Annotated in this window: 20 protein-coding genes, 3 pseudogenes and 1 riboswitch; of the genes and pseudogenes, 10 read left to right on the forward strand and 13 right to left on the reverse strand. The window is 35.9% G+C overall.

Annotated features, from left to right (window positions below):
• Positions 1-120 precede the first annotated feature (120 nt).
• Together ACUN28_RS24725 and blaIII are read left to right on the forward strand one after the other, a co-directional pair.
• The gene (locus ACUN28_RS24725) at positions 121-1,443 is read left to right on the forward strand and encodes an MFS transporter (RefSeq protein ID WP_016136558.1); all 1,323 of its coding nucleotides are present in this window, start codon (positions 121-123) and stop codon (positions 1,441-1,443) included.
• Between the two features lie 583 nt (positions 1,444-2,026).
• A complete protein-coding gene (blaIII, locus tag ACUN28_RS24730) occupies positions 2,027-2,974 on the forward strand; it encodes a class A beta-lactamase BlaIII (RefSeq protein ID WP_016089096.1) in 948 nt (315 codons plus the stop codon).
• Positions 2,975-3,144: 170 nt separating this feature from the next.
• Here the strand turns inward: blaIII and ACUN28_RS24735 are convergent, their stop codons facing one another.
• From ACUN28_RS24735 to ACUN28_RS24745, 3 genes are all read right to left on the reverse strand, one after another.
• Positions 3,145-3,303, reverse strand: coding sequence for a hypothetical protein (locus ACUN28_RS24735; RefSeq protein ID WP_000548946.1), 159 nt, complete (start codon positions 3,301-3,303; stop codon positions 3,145-3,147).
• Between the two features lie 599 nt (positions 3,304-3,902).
• On the reverse strand, positions 3,903-4,298 hold the full coding sequence (locus ACUN28_RS24740; RefSeq protein WP_000477315.1) for a hypothetical protein: 396 nt from the start codon (positions 4,296-4,298) through the stop codon (positions 3,903-3,905).
• A 754-nt stretch (positions 4,299-5,052) separates the two neighbouring features.
• Positions 5,053-5,634, reverse strand: a complete 582-nt coding sequence (locus ACUN28_RS24745) for a TetR/AcrR family transcriptional regulator (protein WP_016089098.1) — start codon at positions 5,632-5,634, stop codon at positions 5,053-5,055.
• 272 nt (positions 5,635-5,906) lie between these two features.
• Between ACUN28_RS24745 and ACUN28_RS24750 the strand changes: the two genes are divergently transcribed.
• The 5 genes from ACUN28_RS24750 (at position 5,907) to ACUN28_RS24770 (ending at position 10,278) form a co-directional block, all read left to right on the forward strand.
• Positions 5,907-7,166: an MFS transporter gene (locus ACUN28_RS24750; RefSeq protein ID WP_016136556.1), complete on the forward strand. Its 1,260-nt coding sequence runs from the start codon at positions 5,907-5,909 to the stop codon at positions 7,164-7,166.
• Positions 7,167-7,266: 100 nt separating this feature from the next.
• Positions 7,267-8,340, forward strand: coding sequence for an LLM class flavin-dependent oxidoreductase (locus ACUN28_RS24755; protein ID WP_016136555.1), 1,074 nt, complete (start codon positions 7,267-7,269; stop codon positions 8,338-8,340).
• 51 nt (positions 8,341-8,391) lie between these two features.
• Positions 8,392-9,330, forward strand: a complete 939-nt coding sequence (locus ACUN28_RS24760; protein ID WP_016089101.1) for an alpha/beta hydrolase — start codon at positions 8,392-8,394, stop codon at positions 9,328-9,330.
• 341 nt (positions 9,331-9,671) lie between these two features.
• Positions 9,672-10,010, forward strand: a complete 339-nt coding sequence (locus tag ACUN28_RS24765; protein ID WP_016089102.1) for a hypothetical protein — start codon at positions 9,672-9,674, stop codon at positions 10,008-10,010.
• Between the two features lie 127 nt (positions 10,011-10,137).
• Entirely contained in the window at positions 10,138-10,278 is a 141-nt protein-coding gene (locus ACUN28_RS24770; protein WP_154214098.1) for a hypothetical protein, read from the forward strand.
• Between the two features lie 34 nt (positions 10,279-10,312).
• On the opposite strand, the gene ACUN28_RS24775 is transcribed toward ACUN28_RS24770, so the two are convergent.
• From ACUN28_RS24775 to ACUN28_RS24805, 7 genes and pseudogenes are all read right to left on the reverse strand, one after another.
• Positions 10,313-10,963, reverse strand: a complete 651-nt coding sequence (locus ACUN28_RS24775; protein ID WP_016089103.1) for a Yip1 family protein — start codon at positions 10,961-10,963, stop codon at positions 10,313-10,315.
• Between the two features lie 402 nt (positions 10,964-11,365).
• Entirely contained in the window at positions 11,366-12,037 is a 672-nt protein-coding gene (locus tag ACUN28_RS24780; RefSeq protein ID WP_016136554.1) for a hypothetical protein, read from the reverse strand.
• Positions 12,038-12,193: 156 nt separating this feature from the next.
• Positions 12,194-12,712, reverse strand: coding sequence for a SecY-interacting protein Syd (locus ACUN28_RS24785; RefSeq protein ID WP_016136553.1), 519 nt, complete (start codon positions 12,710-12,712; stop codon positions 12,194-12,196).
• Positions 12,713-12,785: 73 nt separating this feature from the next.
• Positions 12,786-12,872, reverse strand: coding sequence for a hypothetical protein (locus tag ACUN28_RS24790; protein ID WP_179886403.1), 87 nt, complete (start codon positions 12,870-12,872; stop codon positions 12,786-12,788).
• A gap of 115 nt (positions 12,873-12,987) precedes the next feature.
• On the reverse strand, positions 12,988-13,179 hold the full coding sequence (locus ACUN28_RS24795; RefSeq protein WP_016089106.1) for a hypothetical protein: 192 nt from the start codon (positions 13,177-13,179) through the stop codon (positions 12,988-12,990).
• A 393-nt stretch (positions 13,180-13,572) separates the two neighbouring features.
• A pseudogene (locus ACUN28_RS24800) lies at positions 13,573-13,829 on the reverse strand (DUF4176 domain-containing protein).
• Between the two features lie 129 nt (positions 13,830-13,958).
• Positions 13,959-14,221 (reverse strand): annotated as a pseudogene (locus ACUN28_RS24805) (hypothetical protein); the annotation flags it as partial.
• 533 nt (positions 14,222-14,754) lie between these two features.
• Positions 14,755-14,862: riboswitch (SAM riboswitch) on the forward strand.
• Between the two features lie 83 nt (positions 14,863-14,945).
• Between ACUN28_RS24805 and mmuP the strand changes: the two are divergent.
• Together mmuP and mmuM are read left to right on the forward strand one after the other, a co-directional pair.
• Positions 14,946-16,355, forward strand: a complete 1,410-nt coding sequence (gene mmuP / locus ACUN28_RS24810) for an S-methylmethionine permease (protein ID WP_016133752.1) — start codon at positions 14,946-14,948, stop codon at positions 16,353-16,355.
• A complete protein-coding gene (gene mmuM / locus ACUN28_RS24815; RefSeq protein WP_016089109.1) occupies positions 16,330-17,307 on the forward strand; it encodes a homocysteine S-methyltransferase in 978 nt (325 codons plus the stop codon). The genes mmuP and mmuM overlap by 26 nt, the downstream gene beginning before the upstream one ends.
• Before the next feature lie 686 nt (positions 17,308-17,993).
• Here the strand turns inward: mmuM and ACUN28_RS24820 are convergent.
• Positions 17,994-19,100: a serine hydrolase domain-containing protein gene (locus ACUN28_RS24820; RefSeq protein WP_016136550.1), complete on the reverse strand. Its 1,107-nt coding sequence runs from the start codon at positions 19,098-19,100 to the stop codon at positions 17,994-17,996.
• A gap of 811 nt (positions 19,101-19,911) precedes the next feature.
• Between ACUN28_RS24820 and ACUN28_RS24825 the strand changes: the two are divergent.
• Positions 19,912-20,172 (forward strand): annotated as a pseudogene (locus tag ACUN28_RS24825) (DUF2975 domain-containing protein); the annotation flags it as partial.
• Here the strand turns inward: ACUN28_RS24825 and ACUN28_RS24830 are convergent.
• Together ACUN28_RS24830 and ACUN28_RS24835 are read right to left on the reverse strand one after the other, a co-directional pair.
• Positions 20,099-20,584: a DUF2975 domain-containing protein gene (locus tag ACUN28_RS24830; RefSeq protein ID WP_016089111.1), complete on the reverse strand. Its 486-nt coding sequence runs from the start codon at positions 20,582-20,584 to the stop codon at positions 20,099-20,101. The pseudogene ACUN28_RS24825 and the gene ACUN28_RS24830 overlap by 74 nt on opposite strands.
• A gap of 553 nt (positions 20,585-21,137) precedes the next feature.
• A complete protein-coding gene (locus ACUN28_RS24835; protein ID WP_445423424.1) occupies positions 21,138-23,270 on the reverse strand; it encodes a family 10 glycosylhydrolase in 2,133 nt (710 codons plus the stop codon).
• Positions 23,271-23,901 lie beyond the last annotated feature (631 nt).

The raw sequence follows: 23,901 nt of genomic DNA on the forward strand, positions 1-23,901 counted from the left end.
AGTACAAAAAGAATAAAATTGTCATAATATTGAGATTTTAACCAAAGAACAGTACAATTCAACTACAATGAACACGCTTTCATATTATTTTTTTATTTATAAGCAAGAGGAGGAATTAGTATGGCTCAAGCAAAATCTAATCGAGTCGCCGGCAATATTTTCAAAGGTTCTGTCGGCAATTTAATTGAATGGTACGACTGGTACGTTTACTCTGCTTTCGCCGTTTATTTTTCAGCAGAGTTCTTTCCTAAAGGAGATCCAACGAGTCAGTTACTGAACACAGCCGCTATTTTCGCAGTTGGGTTTTTAATGCGCCCTATCGGCAGTTTATTAATGGGACGATATGCGGATCGGCACGGTCGCCGGGCAGCATTGACTCTTTCGATTACAGTTATGGCCGGTGGTTCTTTAATTATCGCCTGTACACCTAGTTACGAAAGCATTGGGATCATGGCACCAATTATTTTAGTCCTTGCCCGTTTACTTCAAGGACTATCACTTGGCGGAGAGTATGGAACTTCCGCAACGTATTTATCTGAAATGGCTAGTAGTGGTCGCCGCGGTTTTTATTCAAGTTTCCAATATGTAACGCTCGTTGCTGGACAGATGGTTGCGTTAGGCGTTCAAATTGTTCTTCAGCAATTACTAAGCGAACCAGATATGAAAGCTTGGGGATGGCGAATTCCATTCATTATTGGAGCGATGGGGGCAGTAGCTGTATTATGGCTTCGCCGCACGATGGATGAATCGGAGCAATTCGCAAACATAAAATCACAAAAACGCGAAAGCGCAGGAACCGTTCGCACTCTTATGAAACATCCGAAAGCAGTATTAACAGTAGTCGGCCTAACACTAGGAGGCACTGTCGCATTCTATACGTACACAACATATTTACAAAAGTTCATGGTAAACACAGTCGGTCTTCCGAAAGAAGTTGTGAGCTGGATTAACTTTGTCGCACTACTTATTTTCGTCGTACTTCAACCAATTGCGGGGCTACTATCCGATAAAATTGGACGTCGCCCACTATTAATGGCATTCGGTATTCTCGGAACATTACTAACAGCACCGATCTTCTTCTTTATGGAAAAAACGACAGAACCAATCGTAGCATTCTTACTCATGATGATCGGCCTCATTATCGTTACTGGTTACACATCCATTAACGCAATTGTAAAAGCCGAACTCTTCCCAACTGAAATTCGTGCACTTGGCGTAGGTTTACCATATGCACTAACCGTTGCGATATTCGGCGGAACAGCTGAGTTCATCGCATTATGGCTAAAGAGTATCGGAATGGAATCACTATTCTACTTCTACGTAGCTGGATGTATCGCAATAAGCTTTATTACGTATTGGCGTATGGATGAGTCATCGAAGACTTCGCAGATTGAGGCGGAGCTTAATGGTGGAGGTAAACTAGCTAATAATAAATCTAGTTAAAATTACGTATTCTATGTTCTTCGTTTACCTGAACTCGATTTTCTTTTTCTAAAAAAGCATAATTCATTCATATATAATTTAAAAGCCTCTACTTATATGTAGAGGTTTTTGTATGACGAAAAAACACGTAGTTCCATTGTTATTTTACAAACCCCAAATTCTTCCTCCTCTTAAAGTGGAACAAATTTATTACTTAGAGTGTCTAATAAGTGTATTTCTAATATGAGTTTTCCAGATTGGATACAACATATCCCGTTTGACATCTATTTTTATGTATTATAAAAAAATGAAAGGACTTATTATTCCCAAAAGTAAAAAACATGTATTGTAATACTACGGTTAAGTATTACAAGTGGAAACAAAAAAGAAATAACGCAAACTGTGACTTATCAATCATATAAAGTGAAACTTTAATCAGCGGGGGTCTTACTGCCCGGCAAATAGCGGGATAAATGTTTTGGATGTCATTTAACCTGTGAAATTTTAGCTGCAGTAGTATTGTTACCCAATGCCATCTTTAATTGCATTGGTATTTAGAATACCTAGACAAAATCCATATATTCTTGAAAGAGGTTGAAAATTTATGTTCGTTTTAAACAAGTTCTTTAACATTTTACATTACAAAAAGATTGTGCCTGTAGTATTACTTTCATGTGTATCACTTATAGGATGTTCCAATAGTAACACTCAATCTGAACCACCTAAACAAACGAATCAAGCTAATCAAATTAAACAAGAAAATACAGGTAACCAATCTTTCGCTAAACTTGAAAAAGAATATGATGCTAAGCTTGGTATTTATGCACTGGACACAGGTACGAATCAAACTATTGCTTATCATTCAGATGATCGTTTTGCGTTTGCATCTACATCTAAATCATTAGCTGTGGGCGCTCTTTTACGCAAGAACTCATTAGAAGCTCTTGATCAAAGGATTACGTATACTCATGAAGATCTTTCTAATTATAATCCAATTACTGAAAAGCATGTTGATACAGGAATGACGTTAAAAGAACTCGCAGATGCTTCTGTTCGATATAGTGACAGCACAGCACATAATTTGATTCTTAAACAGTTAGGAGGTCCCTCTGAATTTGAAAAAATCTTGAGAGAAATGGGAGATACTGTTACTACTTCAGAACGATTTGAACCTGAATTAAATGAAGTGCATCCAGGAGAAACACATGATACCAGTACACCAGAAGCAATAGCTAAGACACTTCAATCATTTACATTAGGAACTGCACTTCCAATAGAAAAACGTGAACTATTAGTAGATTGGATGAAGAGAAATACAACTGGAGATAAATTGATTCGTGCTGGCGTACCAAAAGGATGGGAAGTAGCTGATAAAACAGGCGCGGGATCTTACGGAACAAGAAATGATATCGCAATTATTTGGCCACCAAATAAAAATCCGATTGTTCTTGCTATACTTTCTAATCATGATAAAGAAGATGCTGAATACGATGATATACTTATTGCAGACGCAACCAAAGTCGTGTTAAATACCTTAAAAGCTACGGAATAAAGGATAATAGGTTATAAGTTTTCTATTTTGGCGGGTGTTTTCTCTAGTAGGAGTTGTACCGTATTTTCATCAACTAAAAATTTAATAGTGTCTCAAAAACGAAATTTGGCGCTCCCCCTAAAGCATCTGGACTATAATAGCCAATTAAAAAAATGCAAACAAAACGACCCTTAATCAGTCGTTTTGTTTGCATTTCCTTTTTCTAAAACCACAGAAAAGATAAGTACTATAGTTAACAGCATAATAAACCTTACTTCACTTCCGTCACTTACAAAAAATGAATACAAAGTATAAATTAAAATTAATATTCCATAAATAATTTTGTGCAATGTACTCCCTCCTTTTTGCCGTATATATTTTAGTATAAAAATTTGATTCAAGTCCTATATCCAAATGAAAATAAAAATCACCTGTGATATACACAAAGTACTTTTCTCTTGTTTATTTATCTATTTCACTATATTTATCTATTTTCTTTTTATAACTCAAACTTCTTCGAATCCTACTTTTCTAGAATTTGCTACAATTCATTTTGTTCATATGGAATATGCTTATCTTTCTGTACATCTTCAACATTTGCTCCACCTGCTAATAATCTCCTGTACATAAAAGAGTGCCCTGTTAATACTGTTTTAATCATTTTATATTGCCCTCCTTTTGTTTGATTACTTGTATCATAAAATAAGTATCTGAAGTTGATATGTAGTCTATCTAGAGTGTATGTAAATTTAGAAAATCTCTAATAAAATGTTTGTATTGTAACGTTACCACCAAAACTATTGCCCTAAACACCATGATTTGAAGAGATAGGCCCCCACGTTCTAGTCTCAATTCCTCCTACAGTTCTATATTCAGTAGAACTAGTTAATTCCTATAATATAAAAAGAGCACCACTTTTTGGATGCTCCTCGTTATAACTATATATTATTTAATTTCCTTCTTTTGCTGGTACCATTTTTCCTTCTTGAGAATCCGTACCCTCTGTTCTTTCAACAGTTTTTGCATGCTCTGGTTTTTCAGGGGCTCCCATTTCAAATCCAGGTTGAGAATCTGTACCTTCTTTTGTTGGTACCATTTTTCCTTCTTGAGAACCTGTACCCTCTGTTCTTTCAACAGTTTTTGCGTTTCCTTTAGGAGTTGCTGGCACTGCATCTTTAGGTAAATCAAAGTTTTGTGAGAAAGACGTTGTTCCATCTGCACTCTGTGTAATTACTTGATTTGAACTATTTTCATTTGACTTTAAATTGTCCATTTTCGCATCATCTGCACCTCCCGCTACTAATCCTGTACTTAAAAGTGCTCCTGCTAATAATGTTTTAAACATCTTTCATTACCTCCTGTTTATTTGTAATATTCATCAAAAAAGTATCTAGAGTTAATGTTTTAGTCATTATCTTTATCTACTTGCTTTTTGATTACATTTAGCATAAGACAAGAATCTATAGTTGATATGGACTGTATCTGGAGATTATGTAAAGAAAAATGGATGATCCATTGTATATCCTAATGGATGCTTAGACAAGATTGAAACTTTATATGAGTTTGAACAATTGAGTTCCCCTTTGTTTTTGGGTGTGAGGTTTTTAGCTGGAGTGGAGTGAGGGACTAACCTTTTCTAATATAAAAGCAAACTTTTTATTATTAGTTTACATTCATTTCCCCTTAAATATTGACTTCTCAACAATTCCCTTTGATATCCTCAATTTATATAACAGCAGATTTACAATATTAAATATCTATCAATATGATTTATTCTATTGATAGATATTTAATTAATTTTACACTTCAACTAAGGCTTACAAATATCTCGTATGACTTATCTCAAAATCCTTATCGATGTTAAAGTTATTCATTTTTAAGACTAGATACAAATTAATATTGTGAGTTCACATTTTAGGGGTACTACCCCATACCCATCAACTTAAGAATTCAGAATTACCCCGAAACGAAAAAATGAGTTTTTTTGTTTCAAGTTAGCACAAAATTTCGTTCTGGGGGTACTATAAAATTTTAGTTTGATGGTGATGTGACGCTACCCCTATAAAGGTATAGTTTTCGTACTTTCATATACAATCATGTCACTTAAGTAATGTGAGCGTCGCTGCTATTACATTGTCGACAAATGAACGTTGGGGGCGAGATTTCATCATAACCGTTAGACCGATTAACGCTACAATCAGTGCCTGTGCCAAAGACTTTGCATCTGTGTTGACTTCCAGCTCACCTGATTGGATTCCTCGTTCGATCGTCTCCTGAAAAATGACAGCGAGGTACATTTGATGTTCTCTGGTCAAAATTTCAAATCTCTCATCATGAGGTGCTAATTCAACCATTGTATTGATACAAAAACAACCTTTACTAAGATCACCCGCGTATTCTTCATTGACGACATCCGCAAAGAAAATAGAAAATGACTCTTTTACAGAGGAGTGACTTTGAAGCCTATTTCGTATATCAGATGCCCGAGACATTGTATATCTACGAAGTGCGGCTTCAAACAATTCTTTCTTATCTCCAAAAGCCGAATAAATACTAGGGCGTTGAATGCCCATTCTAGAAGTAAGATCACTTAATGAGGTAGCCTCATATCCCTTCTCCCAAAATAACTGCATTGCTGCATCTAAAACTTGATCTTCATCAAATTCACGAGTTCTTGCCATTAAGAATTCTCCTTCTCAAACTTTGATTTTATTAATTGTTTTAGGATAGGTGTGTAGGTAATTACAATTATTTTTCATTACCAAACAGTATGTAATTATTATATAATTAGCCATTATTTATGTCAAATCAAGCTCCATTCATTTAATGTAACATAAACTTTAGTGCAAAAATCGTTGACATCACGAATGAGAATAAGTTATATTTACCAGTAATCATATTGTACTGAACGGTATGTTATGATTAAAAATCTAATGTGATTGGAGGTTAAGGTATGTTTAAAACAGAGACAGATATAGAAGATGATCCACTCTACACTAAGATAAGTCATAAATCTTCCATAACAAAACCTAATTTGAATCAACAGCCATCCATGTCTCACGCTTTGGCATTATTGTTTGCGACTGCCTGTGGAATGTCTGTTGCCAATATTTACTTTGCACAGCCGTTGCTTGATCAACTATCTAATGAGTTTAGTATTAACCATTCCATTATTGGTGTTGTTATTACCGTTACACAAATTTTTTATGGAGTGGGCTTACTGCTACTCGTACCGCTTGGAGATTTGCTAAACCAGCGACGTCTAATTGTCGGTCAGATGCTATTATCTACAACAGCTCTGGTTATAGTTGGTACTGCTTCCTCCAGCATGGTACTTTTCGTAGGTATGGCTTTGGTGGGTCTGCTTGCAGTTGTGACACAGACTCTCGTGGCGTTTGCAGCGACCATCGCTTCCCCTACAGAAAGAGGACGTGTCGTTGGAATTGTAACAAGTGGGATAGTTATTGGCATACTTCTCGCACGCACTTTTGCTGGTATATTAACAGATGTTGCGGGATGGCGTTCTGTATATCTATTTTCTGCTGCGCTCATGCTTTTGATGGTTTTTATGTTTATAAAGATGTTGCCCAATGTTAAGCGCGAGGTAAAATCGCTATCCTACCCTGAGTTGATTAGATCGGTGCTTACTTTATTTATTCAAGAACGAACGTTACGTGTTCGCTCCGTTCTAGCCATGCTGATTTTTGCTGATTTCAGCATTTTGTGGACTTCACTAGTACTGCCACTTAGTACACCGCCAATTGCTCTATCTCATAGTGCAATTGGCGCATTCGGTCTTGTAGGTGTGGCTGGAGCCTTAGCTGCGGCACGGGCAGGGACATGGGCCGATCAAGGTTACGGACAACGAACGACAGGTATTGCTTTAGCTCTATTATTGATTTCATGGTTGTTCATCAGTTATATAGAGCAGTCATTAATCTCATTAGTGATAGGGATAGTTCTACTTGATTTGGCCGTACAGGCAATACATGTCACGAATCAAACCATGATCCTTCCATTGCATACAGAAGCACGGAGTCGACTTACTGCTGGATATATGGTGTTTTATTCTATCGGCAGTGCTGGTGGTTCAATTGCTTCGACTCAAATATACGCACACTTTGGCTGGGGAGGGGTTTCCTTACTCGGAGCCTCTGTCAGTACTTTCGCTCTTCTTTTTTGGGCTATGACCAGACGAGTTAAGATTTCATGAAATAAACGTGTGTTAGCCAATATGAGAAACACGTTACTACTATAAAGGAAATGATTAATTTTTTTGACTTAAAATCTAATTGAACTAGGAGAGATGACAAATGGAAATAGGGATTACGTCTTTTGTAGAAACGAAACCAGATGTACATATTGGTGAAGTGATAAGTCACGCACAGCGATTGCGTGAAGTTGTTGAAGAAATCGTTCTTGCTGATCAAGTAGGACTTGATGTGTTTGGTGTTGGTGAGCACCATAGGAAGGATTATGCAGCATCCTCTCCAGCGATGGTTCTATCAGCGGCGGCACCACAAACGAAAAAGATACGGCTAGCGAGTGCAGTAACTGTACTTTCTTCAGCTGATCCTGTGCGCGTTTTTCAGGATTTTTCTACACTGGATGGCATTTCAAATGGACGCGCAGAGATTATGGCGGGGCGTGGTTCCTTTATCGAATCTTTTCCATTGTTTGGCTATAACATGAAGGACTATGAAGAACTGTTTGAAGAACATTTGGACCTACTTCTCAAAATACGTCAGTCCGAAAAAGTGACTTGGGAAGGCGGACATCGACCAGCAATCAATAATTTAGGTGTGTATCCAAGACCTGTTCAAAATCCTTTACCGATATGGGTTGGTAGCGGTGGAAATCAGGAGTCTGCTATCCGTGCCGGTTTTCTGGGATTACCACTTATGCTGGCGATTATTGGTGGTAGCCCAATGCACTTCGCACGAATTGTACAGCTATATAAGAAAGCGGCGGCTCACGCTGGTCATGATGTATCAAAACTTCAGGTGGGATCTCATTCGATTGGATTTGTTGGAGAGAATACGGAATTGGCAGCAGATACATTTTTCCCGTCCACTCAGGCAGGCATGAATAAACTTGGTAAAGAGCGGGGTTGGCCTTATTATGATCGTTCCAGCTTTGATGCTGCACGAAGTTTTGAAGGGGCATTGTATGTTGGTGATCCAGATACAGTCGCCGAAAAAATCATCCATCTTCGTAAGCATGTAGGGATTACACGCTTTATGATGTATGTACCATTAAGTACCATGCCACATGATCAAGTCATGCGTGCCATAGAATTGCTTGGAACAGAAGTTGCCCCTCGTGTAAGAGAGGAAATTGCCAAATGGGAAGCTGAAGGAGAACAGGAGACACATCTATTCCGTTAATTATTCCATAAGGATTGCATCAAGTCTCATTATTTAACTGGAGGAATTTATATGAAAATTGACAGTCGAGTATTACCAGAATTAAAACAGGCTTTCTCACAATTTCCAGGCTTTCAATTAGAGGGGGATTTAGAGGCGAGTCGAAGTCTCTTGTCGAATCCACATTTGGAAAAATCAGAGCTTGTACACATGACCAAGCGAATGATTCCTGGCGCTGCTGGCGAGATGTTAGTTAAAATTTACGAACCCGTTGAGAACAATCTTGATAAACTTCCAGCTATGCTGTGGATTCACGGTGGCGGATACGTAATGGGACACCCCGATATGGACGATGTTTTGTGTGAACGCTTTGTTCAGAATGCTAAATGCGTTGTTGTGTCTGTCGATTATCGACTTGCTCCCGAACATCCTTATCCAGCGGCTATCGAAGATTGTTATGCAGGCTTGGTTTGGATGACAAATGAGGCAGACTCGCTGGGCATTGATGTGAATCGAGTTGCGATCGCCGGTGCAAGTGGAGGCGGTGGACTAACCGCAGCGCTTGCGTTAATGGCTCGGGATAAAAGAGGCCCATCTATTATATTCCAGATGCCGCTGTATCCGATGCTTGACAATCGCAACATAGCACCATCAAGCTATGAGATTACAGAAGACCACGCAACATGGAATAGAGCAAACAATTTGACGGCTTGGAGTATGTACTTGGGCAAGGAGAAAGATTCCAACGAGCTATCTCCCTATGCCGTACCTTCGAGAGCAGAAAATTTAGCCGGGCTACCGCCAACTTATACATGTGTAGGTCAACTCGATTTATTTCGAGATGAAACCATTGAATATGTAACACGACTTGCACAAGCAGGAGTAGACGTTGAATTTCACCTCTACCCCGGCTGCTTCCATTGCTTTGAAGTATTTGTGCCTGAAGCCGTAGTAAGTCAGCGTGCCAGTCAGAATTATTTTGATGCGATAGCACGGGCACTTCATCCATAATTTATCTTGGCTCAGTCATCAGGGTGTTCAACTGAAGGCATGAGTGATAGCTCTAGGTTTATTCGATGAGCAAAGATTACAGGACGAAGTACAAATAGTGCCACCATATACTTTGAATTTTGCACCTTACTCATTGATTTAAAAACAGTAAATACTTCAAAGTTTGAATAGCTAACCAAGGTTTCAAAATAATGCAGTACGAGAGGTCACCTTGAAAGAGGTGGCCTCTCAAAATGAGTTTAAGCCTAGCAACCTAAAAGAAACTCCTCTTAAATGATTGTTATATATGATCAAAAATGTAGAATGGGATTAAAGATAAAAAACACTTTTAGGAGGTTATCATGACATTTGATGAATTGAAAAAAAACAAACCAACAGCCTCATGGGTTGAGTATGATGAAGATGGGGAATTTTTCACTGAAGAAAATATAAGTGCAACAAATAAGGTTCTTGACACTTACATTAACCATTTACAGCAATTAGGTGAGAATCCAACCGAAGTCGAAGTAATGCAAGTTGTTAAAGAGGTAGTTATTAAAATAAATGAACTAAATATCGAACATGACCATTTTATCGAAACAATGGAAAGAGAAGATCTCTATGAATTTATCGATACAGCAGCACGAATAGCTGGCTTAGAATCCGAAGAAGATATAACAGAAGAATGGCGGGAATGGTAACAAAGGCTGCATTTACTCCTCCATAAAAATTTGTCCCTTATTCTCCAATTGGAAAATAAGGGACAAACAAAGACAATCTACCCAGCTACCCTAAGGTTTTAATGGTTTAATATTTTGATTTTCAAGTTTGCCTTCACAAATTCCTGTTAAAAGAAAAACAGGCCGTAAAACGGGCGATCAATTTGATCATAAAGGTTATACGCTTCGCCAAGTGGAACATCCGAATCATGTGGTTGTTCATCCTGTAACACTTACTAACAGCAAGTAGAAAACGTTTGGATAAATAAGAAGCAAATAAATTATTAAAGGGTTGTAACCCCTACTATAAGAAATACTATTATTACCAAAGGAAGAATAATAATCATAAAGGACACTATTATTGTTAATAATGCTTTCCATGCTGAAAATTGGTGTGCTTCTCCTAAACATTTTAAGGAAATAATGATTGTCCAAATTCCAATAACTATATCAATTATGGCAAAAATAAGAAACAGAATCGTTAAAGTTATGCTACTCTCCATTTTCGGTGTCTCGCTCGTAAAGTTTTCTATCCCAAACAAGAAAAATGAAGGCACCCAAACTAATATAAGAGAATAAACGTAAGGGATATAAGAATAGGCAACTGAGTAACGTGTTTTTTCAAAGGTACCTTGTCCACCAAGTTTTTTTGCCACCCAATTAAATAACGCTGGTAGCAAAAAATAATAAATTAAGAAAGCAACGAAGGTACCGAATATAACTATTGAGATTATTGAAAATGGACTACGTATTGAATCCGCCATATTTTTAGAAGATGCTCGATCTAAAGTCTGTACGAATGAGCCTAATAAAATGAGTAAAAACACATTCTTAGGTTTGGATATAAAAATTTCTTTCATTGTATCACGTGGTTTTGTCCAAATGGAGAACCAAGGATTAAGTGCACGTTTAAATTGATTTTCTGGAGTTTCCATATAAAAAAACATTCCCCTTTCTTAAAACATATTAAATATAAATCCCTAATTATCCCAGTTGTGTACATAGAAATATTAAAGCATAAGTAGTCGATTATTTAAATATAAATATTCAATCATTTAATTTCATCTGAAACTTAGGGGGAGTGCTTCTTAGCAATTGTCTTGCATTTTTAACTATGGGCTGAGTAGTTACTTTCATTTTTGAGTACCTCACATTCTTTAATACATTGGATAAACAGTTATAATCTTATCATTAATATGAACAAACCTAATTTCCATTCCTTCAGATGTTTTACCAGAATGTGACCTTCTACTTATACATCTTTTATTGCTATAAGCCTCGTGAATGGCTTCCATAATAAGAATGCGATTATATACTTGAAATGCAACAAATCCTCTTTAAAAGCCTATGCGTATTTTCCCTCCATCTTCTATATGCTTCCGTAAATAATAATACTTATGGAGTTCTATAATCATATAAAACAAACCAAACGAAAACACTGTGCATGCAGACATAAATACAATTGCCCCCATCTGTTGTGTTGCAATGCTAAGAATTATATTAGCAATTAACTGCCCCAATCCCGCTGCAATAGCTGCTACTTTTACACCACCAGTTCCTTTCGATGATTTTGATTTTTTTCTTGGTTCCTGAAGTTTTTCAATATGATTTTTATAAAAATAATACAAAGCAAAACCATACAAACCAAATGAAAGAATAAAATAGATGGGAGTTTGTAATTGTAACACTTCATAAGCATATTTTTGAGTTATAACCAATAATCCGACTGAACATATGGTGCCATATACTCCTCGAAATAGAGTGTATTGTAATTGTCGTTTCCGAGGATTGATAGCAATCCATATCGCCCACAAATTTAAAAAAACAACTGGAGGAGTTACTATATATACATAGAGTAATCGAAAAGGATTCGCAAAAGCAGGCAAAAGAACAAACACGTCTGCCCCCAAAAGGACAAGACCAATTACGTGGACTCTTATTTCATTTACAGGATAAAGAGCCATATAATGTGCAAAAGCTTTCTTATTAAAATCTATACTTTTTTTCATATTAATTAAACCACCCCGCTACTGTTCCAATCGGTAAAAGTTTCATAGCTATTTATTCTCCTTTTTTTAAATTTATCCATAATATTATGAGCAACTACATTCCATAGTAAAGAAAGTACGGTAACAAAAAGTACAGCTAAAAAAAATAAATCCAAACTATATATTTAAAATTAATTCTGCTAAACTATCACAAATAACTTCGAAGCTTCCGCTTTCATAATCTTCTAATTTTACTTGTCCATTTTCATTATCTACAACTACCAAGAGACCATTACATTCCATACCAATAGGAATATTATTCAGTTGATTATCATGTGCGCCTTGGTATCCTTGTAAAGATACATAAAAATCATGCAATTCAATTCCTGGTATAACAGGATTTAATTCAAAATCATAACCTAAATAATTACCTCCTAAGTCTAAAAACCAATAAGAATTATAATATTCTTTAATTGAATTATGTAATTGTATCCCCAAATCTTTTTCTATATCAGAAAAATCATGAATTATATTTTTCTCTAAAGGTTTCCAGAATACGTACCCCTCTGTATCTGGTTCTCCTTCATAGATAAAAGCATCTGCTTCTTCTATCCATAAAGATTTTGGCAATGAATTATTACAATCTTGCCACTCTCTAATTATTTTATCAAAACAATTTTTCATTTCATTTTTCATTTTTTTATTTACCTCCTAATTTATGATGTTCCATAAACTTCTGAAGCATTTCTGCATATTCTGCATCTTTTCCTCATGCTCCAATCGCTTTTTCTGCGTTATGAATCCCTCCAAAACCAGGATGTAGTGGCATCGGAATACCAACAGCTTGACCACCAATATGGTGATGAACTAATTTAGTTCCACGTAATTCTGTAAAATCATTTTGTAGAAATCCCCCTCTAAATCCTTAATGATTTATTCATATTTTGAATTACCCTATCACATAAGTAATATCATTTCTTATTAAATTTACTGTGTACCCGTTCAAAAAATTTATTTGCACCAAGTGAAATTGCGCCAATAATAAGAACACCAATAATAAAATAAATCTTTTTAAATAAGTTGTAAGGAGATAAAATAGCAACTACAAGAAGTATTATAATTGCAACGAATGTGACTAATTTTCCAACTTTAAATGCTTGCATATCAGCTTTCCTCCTTCTTTGGTTTTTCAAATTTAATAACCCCTCCAAGACCAAACTCTTCACCAAAGTATCCCCCATTTTGAGCTCCAAGCTTTGCTTTAAAACCGAATGTACCTAATCCTACTTCCCCTTTTGCTATTACATCGCAGTTTCCTATAAAGTGAAACTTTAATCAGTAGGGGGTTTTGTTCATCCCCCACCTAACTTCTTTGCTTTCGCTGAATTTTGAGGTGGGGGTCTTACTGCCCGTTAATGTGGGATAAATGTTATGCAATTTCAAATAAATTTTTTAATTCATTGCACGTTGAAAAAACAAAGTTTGGTTGCAAACTTCGTTTTTATTTATAAATGGCATGAATCGTTTTGATTACTTTCCCTGTTTCTAGATCACATTCAATTAAGCAATCCTACAAATGCCTCTTCTTCCTCATCTATAAAACCTACAAATATAATTTCTTCAATAGCATCATGATTAAATACAAATGTATAATTATGATCAATATATCCTTCTGGATAAAAACAGCCAATATAGTCATACATTACAGGTTCTTTAACCCATAAGTAGTTGTTTCCTTCCATAAATCACAATTTTCTTCGTCCCACCTTTTAATAGAACCATTTGGTAAAAATTTTTCTTTAGAAAATTGTATAATTCCCTATCCTTCCTTTATCTAAATGTAATTCTATATTCATGATGTTGTTTCCCCCTTCTCTTTTCCATAGTCTTTACTGACTAGAAGAGGGCTGCAACCACAATACTTAAAATTCAATAAACCTCTTTAAAAGGTTGTATGTGTTCTACCTCCATCTTCTATATGCTCCCTTAAATAATAATACCTATGAAGTTCCATAATAAAATGAAACAACATAAACGAAAGCATGGAGTATACACACATTAATACAATTGCTACCGTCTTTTGTGTTGCAAAACCAAGACTGATATTAGCAACGAATTGACCCAACCCTATAAAAGCCACTACTCCGAAACCAGAGTTTTTTTCGATGACTTTGATTTTTTGATTGGTCCCTGAAGTTTTTTTAACTGAAATAACATCAAGAACTTGCAGATTTACAATATTAAATATCTATCAATATGATTTATTCTATTGATAGATATTTAATTAATTTTACACTTCAACTAAGGCTTACAAATATCTCGTATGACTTATCTCAAAATCCTTATAATGTTAAAGTTATTCATTTTTAAGACTAGAAACAAATTAATATTGTAAATTCAAATTTTAGGGGTACTACCCCACATCCATCAACTTAACGTATATTTTTTATACAAAATGCGGTCTTTCCACGTAGTTTTTTTATTATCTTTTATAGATGTTATAAAAGTAGGCACATCAAATAAACCCTGACGGGTTTCAAATTTTGAGCAAGTGCTTGTGAACCGTATCATAAATAAATGAGGTTTTGTATGTTCGATTTTTAAATAATACCCAAGAAGGAGTGGGTTGCAGTTATAGTAATACTCTATTTTTTGTATTTCTATAATAGACAATTTTTTTAAAAAACAGAATTATCTTTACAGTTATTGAATGGATTGATAAGGTTATAAAAAAATATTTCTTATCCAGAGAGGTGGAGGGACTGGCCTTATGAAACCTCAGCAACAGGTCTGCTTAAGTAGACACTGTGCTAATTCCAGCGGGTGAAAATCCTGATAGATGAGAGCTTCCGTTTTTATTTGTCAGTAGCGCCCTCTTTTTTAGAGTGCGTTTTTGTTTTTTCTGGATAGTAACTAAAGGAGAGTAGAAATGGAGAACAAAAATGGGCAAGGATTTCAAAGGAAAATGCAAGCACGTCATTTAGTCATGCTATCACTTGGTGGCGTGATTGGAACTGGCTTATTCTTAAGCCCAGGTTACACTATTCAACAAGTTGGCCCATTTGGAACAATTCTATCCTATCTGATTGGTGCGCTAGTGGTTTATCTAGTTATGCTATGTTTAGGAGAGCTTTCCGTACATATGCCTGAAACGGGCGCATTTCATAGTTATGCAGTTAAATACATTGGACCGGGTACAGGGTATACAGTAGCCTGGTTGTATTGGTTAACTTGGACTGTTGCTTTAGGTTCTGAATTTACAGCCGCAGGATTACTTATGAAGCGATGGTTTCCATCGATTAATGTTTGGGTATGGAGTGCTCTTTTTGCCATTTTGATCTTTGTATTAAATGTCCTGACTGTTAAATTTTTCGCCGAATCCGAATTTTGGTTTTCATCGATAAAGGTTATAGCTATTGTGATTTTTATTGTTTTAGGAGTAGCGGCAATGCTAGGGTTTCTTCCGATGACTCATTCAAAAGCAGCACCATTCTTTTCTAATTATACAAGTGGAGGTTTATTTCCCCATGGTGCTACGGCCATTATAATGACCATGCTTGCGGTTAATTTTTCTTTTTCGGGAACAGAATTAATAGGCATTGCAGCTGGAGAAACAGCGAACCCGGAAAAAATGATACCGAAGGCCATTCGAACTACTCTGTGGAGATTGATCATCTTTTTTGTAGGAACGATTGTTGTTTTATCTGCGTTATTGCCTATTTCCGATGCAGGGGTATTAGAGAGCCCTTTTGTTGCAGTACTAGAACGAATTGGGGTGCCATATTCAGCTGACATAATGAATTTCGTTATCTTAACAGCCATTTTATCTGCGGCAAACTCAGGCCTTTATGCCTCTTCTAGAATGCTTTGGTCGCTTGCTAATAAGAATACGATATCCCCGATTTTTGGAAAAATGACGAAGCAAGGTGTTCCAATCAACGCCGTCATTTTCAGCATGGTGGGTGGAGCTTTGGCTTTGCTCTCGAGTATTGTGGCACCAGATACTGTCTATATCGTACTTGTTTCCATTTCCGGTCTAGCAGTAGTTGTAGTTTGGATGAGTATTAGTGCTTCCCAGTTCCTATTTCGCAGACAATTTTTGAAAGAAGGAAATTCTGAAAAGGACTTGATTTATCGCACACCACTATATCCATTAGTACCAATTGCTTCTTTTATCCTTTGTCTGGCATCGTGTATTGGAATTGCATTCGATCCAACACAGAGAATTGCCTTATATTGCGGCATACCGTTTATTTTGTTTTGCTATGGAAGTTATTATCTAACAAAAAATCTAAAAAAGAGGGGCGTAGATTATGTCGAACAAAATCAACCCAATTGATGATATTTTATCCCAACATTCCATTATGCTTCTTGACGGAGCATTAGCTACAGAATTGGAGGCGCATGGATGTAATTTGGACGATCCCCTTTGGTCGGCAAGTGTGTTACTAGAAAATCCGGAACTAATTTATCAGGTTCATTCAGACTATTTTCGTGCTGGAGCGGACTGTGCCATAACAGCAAGCTATCAAGCTACTATTAGTGGGTTTTCCACGCGTGGAATACAAGAACAGGAAGCTTTGGAATTAATTAAGAAAACGGTGTTACTTGCAAGAAGGGCAAGAGATGATTTTTGGAAGGAAAATAAGCAAACGAATAGGCCTAAACCATTGGTTGTTGCATCAGTTGGGCCGTACGGGGCTTACCTTGCAGATGGTTCAGAGTATGTAGGCAACTATGGTGTGACAGATAAAACATTAGCAGACTTTCACCGTTCGAGAATGTCTGCGTTAATCGAAGCAGGTGCAGATCTATTGGCATTTGAAACGATCCCTTCCCTGCAAGAAGCAAGAGTATTAGATACATTATTGCGTGAGTTTCCAGAAACATATGCGTGGCTTTCCTTTTCGCTAAAAAATGAGAAAGAGATTAGTGAAGGTATGAAACTCGTGGAGTGTGCACGAGCTTTTGAGAAAAGTGAACAAATTGTAGCGATAGGCATCAATTGTGCGCCAGTAACCGTTGTGACTGGTGCAATCCAAGAGTTGAGGGCAAACACCAAAAAACCGATTATTGTTTATCCAAACTCTGGTGAAACTTATAATCCAGAAACAAAAACATGGCATGATCATGAACAATGTAACGCGTTGGATATTCAATCTGAAGAATGGTACCAAGCAGGTGCACGTTTAATAGGTGGATGCTGCAGAACGACACCTTATCACATTGAGGGGATATCGAACAAGTGGCGTTCTTCCGAGTTTTTCTATTCGAACGAAGCAAAACAGTAATGTAATGGATGATAATCTATCTTTGTGTGTATTTTCATGATTTAGCTTGTTCAGGAATCTACAGTTACGTCTAGTGGCACAAAATGTCTTTTCAGAGACACAAATGTGGATGGTAGCCTCGGGAATCCAGTGGACTTTTGGATACCTTAGGTATGGAAAGGAATCAGGGAAAATAAAAACCGCTAGTTTAATAGATATGGTAAATAACATGCTGAATTTTTTAATGAAGATGTAGTTGTTCCAATTGAAGGTGAAGGGGACCATTTATTCGTAATTAAAGTTAACGAAGAGATTAATTTAGTTATTCAAAAAATAGTTCAATAACTATATGAAAATTTGTTGTGGTAAAAATCCTTGTTGTAGTAGTAAATATGGTCATATTGTTGTAAAAAAGGATAGATGTAAACAGGTATACTCTCCTATTCATCTATCCTTTCCTTTTTACCTTATAAAATGTGTGACATTATATTCACTCGTATAAATATAGGATTTCATTACTATTTCCTTGACTTTTAATAAAACGATAGTGTTTATTTGGTATGCGTATTATTAAGAGTATTCTTCTATTTTAGGAATGCTTTACCCCACAAAATGAAAGTACACTTTGTTTCCATTCTTAAGTTGATGGATGTGTGGCTGTACCCCTATAAAAACTATGACAAAATTTATCCGGGTTTCCTTTTTGCCTATTTGCTAAATTCAGCAAGTAAAATATTTTTAAAAGGATCAGGACTATCAGCTTTAAGGCTGTTCAAATTGACAGACAATGTATGATTGCCTCCTAGTGTGCCCCCAGCAAAAGTTAAAAATCCAAGAATGGTTCCTCCATGCCCCCATATCGATACACCGTTTGAAAGCTTCATTTTGAAAATTCCAAGCCCGGAATCGCCAAGTTCATCTATTCCTGTATGGACTGTTGTAAGCATTTGCTTTAGTTGCTGTTCTTTCAGTAATTTACCCCCAAGTAAATAAGAGAAGAATTTGTTTAAATCATCAGCTGTAGAAATCATATCTCCGGCCGAGCTCCCCATACTTGGGTTATAATAAGTAACATCTTTTGGCTCACTTGCTCCGTCTAATTGGATATATCCACGGGCATGCTTGGTTCCTGGAATGACGCTTGAATTTCCAGGTAAGAATGTATTCGCTAATTCAAGTGGTTCAATAATTCGATTTTCAATCTCTTCCGCATAGCTGTTCCCAGTTACTTTTTCAATAAGAATTCCTAGTAATACATATCCTGTATTTGAATACGACCAGCTCTTTCCTGGAGCAAAATCTGGAGGCATGGATATTCCCATCTTTACTAATCCTTCAGCAGTATAAGATTTTTTTGTATCCATCATATTAAAATCCTTTGAACTTGTGTAATTAGCGATACCACTTGTGTGGTTCAATAATTGCCGGATAGTAATTTGTTTATCATCATATCCATTTCCTTGAATGACACCAGGTAACCATTTTTCAATAGAATCGTCTAGATTTAGGTGTTTTTCTCCTGCTAATTGAAGTACAACTGTTGCAGTGAACGTCTTCGTCACGCTGCCGATGCGAAAGCGGAAATCTGTTTCCATTGGTTTCTTGGTTTTCAGGTCCGCTACCCCGGCCGCATAACTCCACGTTTTCCCATCCTCGGAAGTTTTAGCAAGTACCCCCGGGATTCCAAATTTCAAGATATCACGCATTGCTTGTTTGACAGAATTACGATCTCGTTGAGTGCTTGTGTGTGACGAACTAGATACATTTTCAGTGGGCTCTGCTTTTACAAATGTAATTTGACTACGTGTTTTCATAAGGCATTCCTCTCCTCTATTCATATTGTATGAGTGGTTGCTTGTTGTTTCGTATTAATTACACAGCTATCATCTCCATCAATGACAAAAGGACAACATGGAATTTGTAATTATCTTCATAATGATTATTTTTGTCCTAACAAACGGTAAATCCCTCTTTTTTTACAAGTATGTTAACCCCAGAAATTACTTCTTTTCCTTACAACACTCTTATTCATTGTAGTAGTAAGATTATTTTTTTAATATTGAATTGTCTTACATTTTACTTACACACTTGTAATGTTTCTGAAAATACAGTTTATAATGTTCGGAGCAATAATTCTTTTTTGGGGAAGATAGCAAAGAGGGATTTTTCATATGAACTTTACTATACTGAACTAGATTTCCGTATAGTTTTTATTTTCAACTCATTGTTTTTTTACCAAACACGTATAAAAATCCAAAGTAAACTACTGGGTAAAAGTTTACTTTGGATTTTTGGAATTATTTATGGTCAAACTCTCAATATAGATATAATTGTTAAATGAGTTTTGTATATGGAAATTCAACTTTTAATACAATATTATAAATAATAAGATAGTTTTTAACATTTTTCTCCTTGGGAAAAAGATAAGATCCTACTCTCCGATCTTATCTTTTTTATTTATTAATTTGTAATACAAAAAAGAGAACCCTTATACTAAGGATTCTGCAACAGGAAATAACAAAATATAAATCCTAATGTATTTAATGTATTTATTTTTTAAAACAAGGTTTAATAAATAAGAATTTCATATATTTTTAGCTTTTTCTTTTTTAAAACACATACCCCCTAAAGAATATAAAATTCTGTGCCATCACGATCAGTACCTTGTACCTGCTAGGTATGCCACTCTACTATCTCATGGCGGAAAGAGTTGACCCTCCAGGTATCATACCGATCGGATTGGTCATTATTTTCGCCTCTTGTTTCATAAAAAGTATCTCGTTAATTAAGTTAATTAAATTTTACCGAAACGTTAATCATTTTTTGGTTTTAATTCTAGGATGTTTTTTATTGGCTTTTGAAGTGCGTCCACAATGGCTACGATGATACATGTTGCTAAAATACCCATTAGACTTAGTGATATAGGACCTGCTGGGTCGTCTCCTGTAATTTTAGAAATCACCTTTAAGCTTATTATCATTAACACAATGAAGAAAATGGCTGTAAAAGCACATCTTTTTATAACCTTCAAAGATTCAAGAGATAACTCGGAGAAAGCGTTGTTCCTTTCGATATAGGTTAATAGTTTATATACTTGATACAGCGTAAAAGAAAATGTAATACAGATTCCATACGCACATACTAAAAGGGGATATAGCGAGTAATCCCCACCTGGATGTGCTTTTACATCTCTAATGGTTAACACAGGCATCCAATAAATACACAAAGTAAGCACTGCAATTCCAGCCAGAAAAATAATTACCTTTAAGAAAGTGGTTGAACCACGTTTACCATTCATTTAAAACACCTCACTTATTTAATGACAACGTGATTTTACCACGTGATTTATCGTTTAGCAATAAATTATTATTGTTTTTATTATGTTATTATTGTTAACAATTACCTGTTTTTATTTTAAACAAAGATAAAAAGCATTCCTCATTACAAGGAAATGCTCTATAACTTTAAACTATTAAATTTATAACTTCTTGTGGGGTAGCACGCCATGCCCATCAAGCTAAGATTTTGAGACATCTCCATTACGAGAAATTTACTTTTTCACAGTTATTTATGAGAATTTGACTCATTTTTTTCGTTTTGGAGCACAATCAATTTTTTAAGTTGATGGCAATGTGGCAGTACCCCAATTGTGGATTTGTAACAAAAAAGAATCCTTGTTCATCAAGGATTCTTTAACAAAAATTTATAAATTGTTTATACAATATTATTAGCACTTACTTTATTACACTTTTAATATCAATAATTACTGAGGAGAATGATTGTAATAAAATTCCAATCACACCTTCCGGTGAAGAATCTTTTTTATTCAAAATATATTTGGCGTTAAAATGTTAACGTAATTCCTTATTTATCGTTCTCGCCATCATAGTCGCAAACTGTTCTCGTTTTAACGGATCCCCTGGTCCGAACATTCCATTGCCATATCCAACCGCAATACCATTTTTGGCTAATGATTGAATGTACGGATGTGCCCAATAATCTTTTGGAACATCTGAAAATTCTTCGCTGTGTGTCCCATTTAAATTATAGTTACGAGTTAAAATAGTTGCCATTTCAGCACGGGTTAACACGCCATTTGGATCGAAATATTTTTGGCCGCTGTCGTTTACTTTGCCTGTAACAATACCTAATTCAACTGCTTTTGCAATTTCTTTGTACCCATAAGTACTAGGATTTACGTCGATAAAATTAGGATTGGATACATTAGATACATCTTTAATACCTTTTTCGTTCAAAATCATAAAAATAGCTTGTAAACGAGTGAGTCTGTCTTCTGGTTTGAATGTCCCGTCTGGGAAACCTGAAATAATTTTCTTTTCAGCTAGAAAATTAATATAAGTCAAAGCCCAGTGGTTAGTAGATACATCTTTAAATTGCGTTTTTGGTTCAGGTTCAGGTTCAGGTTCAGGTTCAGGCGTAGAAGCCGGAACTAGGTCACTTTCGTTATGAAGGCGGTCTACTGCTGAAACTGCGTATGTGTAGTCACTACTATTCGTTACTGCCTTGTCTACATATGATAGTACCTTTGAACCGTTGTTACGAATTGTTGTGACAATCACAGATGAGTTGTTTCCGTCGATTAGTTGTCCTCTGTTAAAACGATAGATAACGAAATAGGCCGCGTCATTACCAGCATTGTTATTCCATGAGATTGTTGCACCGTTAGAGCCGTCTGTCACAGAATGTATAGAAGGCTTACTTGGCGCAGAGTTATCTAACCAGGGCATAGTTGGAATTAATGCTGGGTATTTGTACGCATTTGCTCGTAATTGATCTTTGATACCTAATATATTTGTCTTTAAATTGCGGTAACTAAAGAACATACTTCCTTTTACATTTTGAAGTGTTGAGTTAAGAGCCAATTGATTGTTTGTCTCAGCCGGGTTCTCCCAGGCCTTGTCCGAATCGTTATTAATCTTGTAAGCAGCTTGTCCAATGTATAGGTGTATGTTCTTTCCTTGTGCTTCGTTGTTCCACCATTTTGTTATTACGTCATAGTTTGCGGCATTATAGCCAATGCTCCAATAAACTTGAGGTGTTAAATAGTCCACCCATTCTTTATGCACCCATAATCTTGAGTCAGCATAGATGTTGTCGTAAGCGGATAAGCCATTTGTCTCGGAACCTTGTGTGTCATTATGTTTGTTTCTCCAAATACCGAATGGGCTAATTCCGAATTTCACGTGAGATTTTGTTTGTTTAATACTTGTTGATAAATCGCGAACAAGTGTGTTGACATTCTCACGTCTCCAATCGTCTTTATTTTCACCTTTCCCGTATGTTTCGTAAGTTGTTTCATCCTTGAAATTTTCCGCATCTGCGTATGGATAGAAATAATCATCCATATGAATCGCGTCTACATCATAGTTTTGGACAATTTCGAGAGTGCTATTTTTAATATAGTCTCGAACAGCTGGGATGCCAGGGTTATAGAGCAGTTGCTTGCCGTGTTTAACAACCCAATCAGGATGTTGTTTAGCTGGGTGATTTACAGCTAGTTTGTTTACATCTTGGTGACTTGTTGTAATGCGATATGGGTTCAACCATGCGTGGAATTCTAGATTGCGCTTATGCGCTTCTTCTACCATAAATGCTAGTGGGTCATAGCCTGGGTCTTTTCCTTGTGTACCTGTTAAATACTCTGACCATGGGCTATGTTTTGATGGATAAAATGCATCACCAGTTGGCCTTACTTGTACAACAACAGCATTCATCCCCATTGATTTAACATCATCTAAGATGTTAATAAACTGTTTCTTTTGTTCATCAGCGCTTGCACCTTTCACTGGCCAATCGATATTGAACACAGTTGAAATCCAAACGGCACGTAGTTCACGTTTTTTATTTATGGCTTGTTGTTCTGATGCTTCTACGCTAGAAGCAGATATAATAAGTGCCAGAAACAAAATAGGAATGAGTAAACTCTGAACGCGCCCCCTACTTATTACTTTTTTTATAAACATATTTATTTCCTTTCTCTCTTTGCGATATAACAATTAGTAGATTTTTTGTTTCCTAGAATCAAAAGGTTATATATTCCAAATGATATTATAACATTTTATATGTTTTCCGTCACAATTCCCTCATTTGGTACCTCTACTAAGCCAGGAGAAAACCTTTCTAAAATTCCATCCCCCTATTAATTCATCATCTTCAAATACAAAATATTTCACACTTACCACTCCTTAATTAATAATTTTTTGCTCTTGATGTATTACTTCTTGCAAAAAATATTATTTAGTCCACTAAGTAAAAGTGCCAAGCCGTGGAATAGATAAGATAAGATAAAATATAATTTGATTTACACAAACAAATAAACCTATTGCAGATACAATCATCAAAAATCCAGCCTCTTTCCATGCACCCTTAGCGTTTAGAAAGCCAAAGAATCCTAAAATAGGGGTCACTATTCATGCCCATCAAGCTAAGAAAAGCAAATACACCAAAACGAGAAAATTTGCATTTCCAGGTCGAAATATACATTTTTTGAGTTTTGGGTGCCACTTGGTGAGCATAGGATACCAGAAAAAACGCATTAAGATCAGTATTTATATACCATTTCGTGTAATACAAAAGGAATTGGTTCATTATTAA

The organism is Bacillus sp. WC2507, from assembly GCF_052656125.1.

Coding starts and splice junctions, on each gene's coding strand:
- ACUN28_RS24820 (WP_016136550.1), bottom strand. CDS start 19,100: ATGAAAACACGTAGTCAAATTACATTTGTAAAAGCAGAGCCCACTGAA.
- ACUN28_RS24740 (WP_000477315.1), bottom strand. CDS start 4,298: ATGTTTAAAACATTATTAGCAGGAGCACTTTTAAGTACAGGATTAGTA.
- ACUN28_RS24775 (WP_016089103.1), bottom strand. CDS start 10,963: ATGGAAACTCCAGAAAATCAATTTAAACGTGCACTTAATCCTTGGTTC.
- ACUN28_RS24750 (WP_016136556.1), top strand. CDS start 5,907: ATGTTTAAAACAGAGACAGATATAGAAGATGATCCACTCTACACTAAG.
- ACUN28_RS24765 (WP_016089102.1), top strand. CDS start 9,672: ATGACATTTGATGAATTGAAAAAAAACAAACCAACAGCCTCATGGGTT.
- ACUN28_RS24835 (WP_445423424.1), bottom strand. CDS start 23,270: ATGTTTATAAAAAAAGTAATAAGTAGGGGGCGCGTTCAGAGTTTACTC.
- ACUN28_RS24830 (WP_016089111.1), bottom strand. CDS start 20,584: ATGAATGGTAAACGTGGTTCAACCACTTTCTTAAAGGTAATTATTTTT.
- mmuM (WP_016089109.1), top strand. CDS start 16,330: ATGTCGAACAAAATCAACCCAATTGATGATATTTTATCCCAACATTCC.
- ACUN28_RS24760 (WP_016089101.1), top strand. CDS start 8,392: ATGAAAATTGACAGTCGAGTATTACCAGAATTAAAACAGGCTTTCTCA.
- ACUN28_RS24755 (WP_016136555.1), top strand. CDS start 7,267: ATGGAAATAGGGATTACGTCTTTTGTAGAAACGAAACCAGATGTACAT.
- ACUN28_RS24725 (WP_016136558.1), top strand. CDS start 121: ATGGCTCAAGCAAAATCTAATCGAGTCGCCGGCAATATTTTCAAAGGT.
- ACUN28_RS24745 (WP_016089098.1), bottom strand. CDS start 5,634: ATGGCAAGAACTCGTGAATTTGATGAAGATCAAGTTTTAGATGCAGCA.
- mmuP (WP_016133752.1), top strand. CDS start 14,946: ATGGAGAACAAAAATGGGCAAGGATTTCAAAGGAAAATGCAAGCACGT.
- ACUN28_RS24795 (WP_016089106.1), bottom strand. CDS start 13,179: ATGCAAGCATTTAAAGTTGGAAAATTAGTCACATTCGTTGCAATTATA.
- ACUN28_RS24780 (WP_016136554.1), bottom strand. CDS start 12,037: ATGAAAAAAAGTATAGATTTTAATAAGAAAGCTTTTGCACATTATATG.
- ACUN28_RS24785 (WP_016136553.1), bottom strand. CDS start 12,712: ATGAAAAATGAAATGAAAAATTGTTTTGATAAAATAATTAGAGAGTGG.
- blaIII (WP_016089096.1), top strand. CDS start 2,027: ATGTTCGTTTTAAACAAGTTCTTTAACATTTTACATTACAAAAAGATT.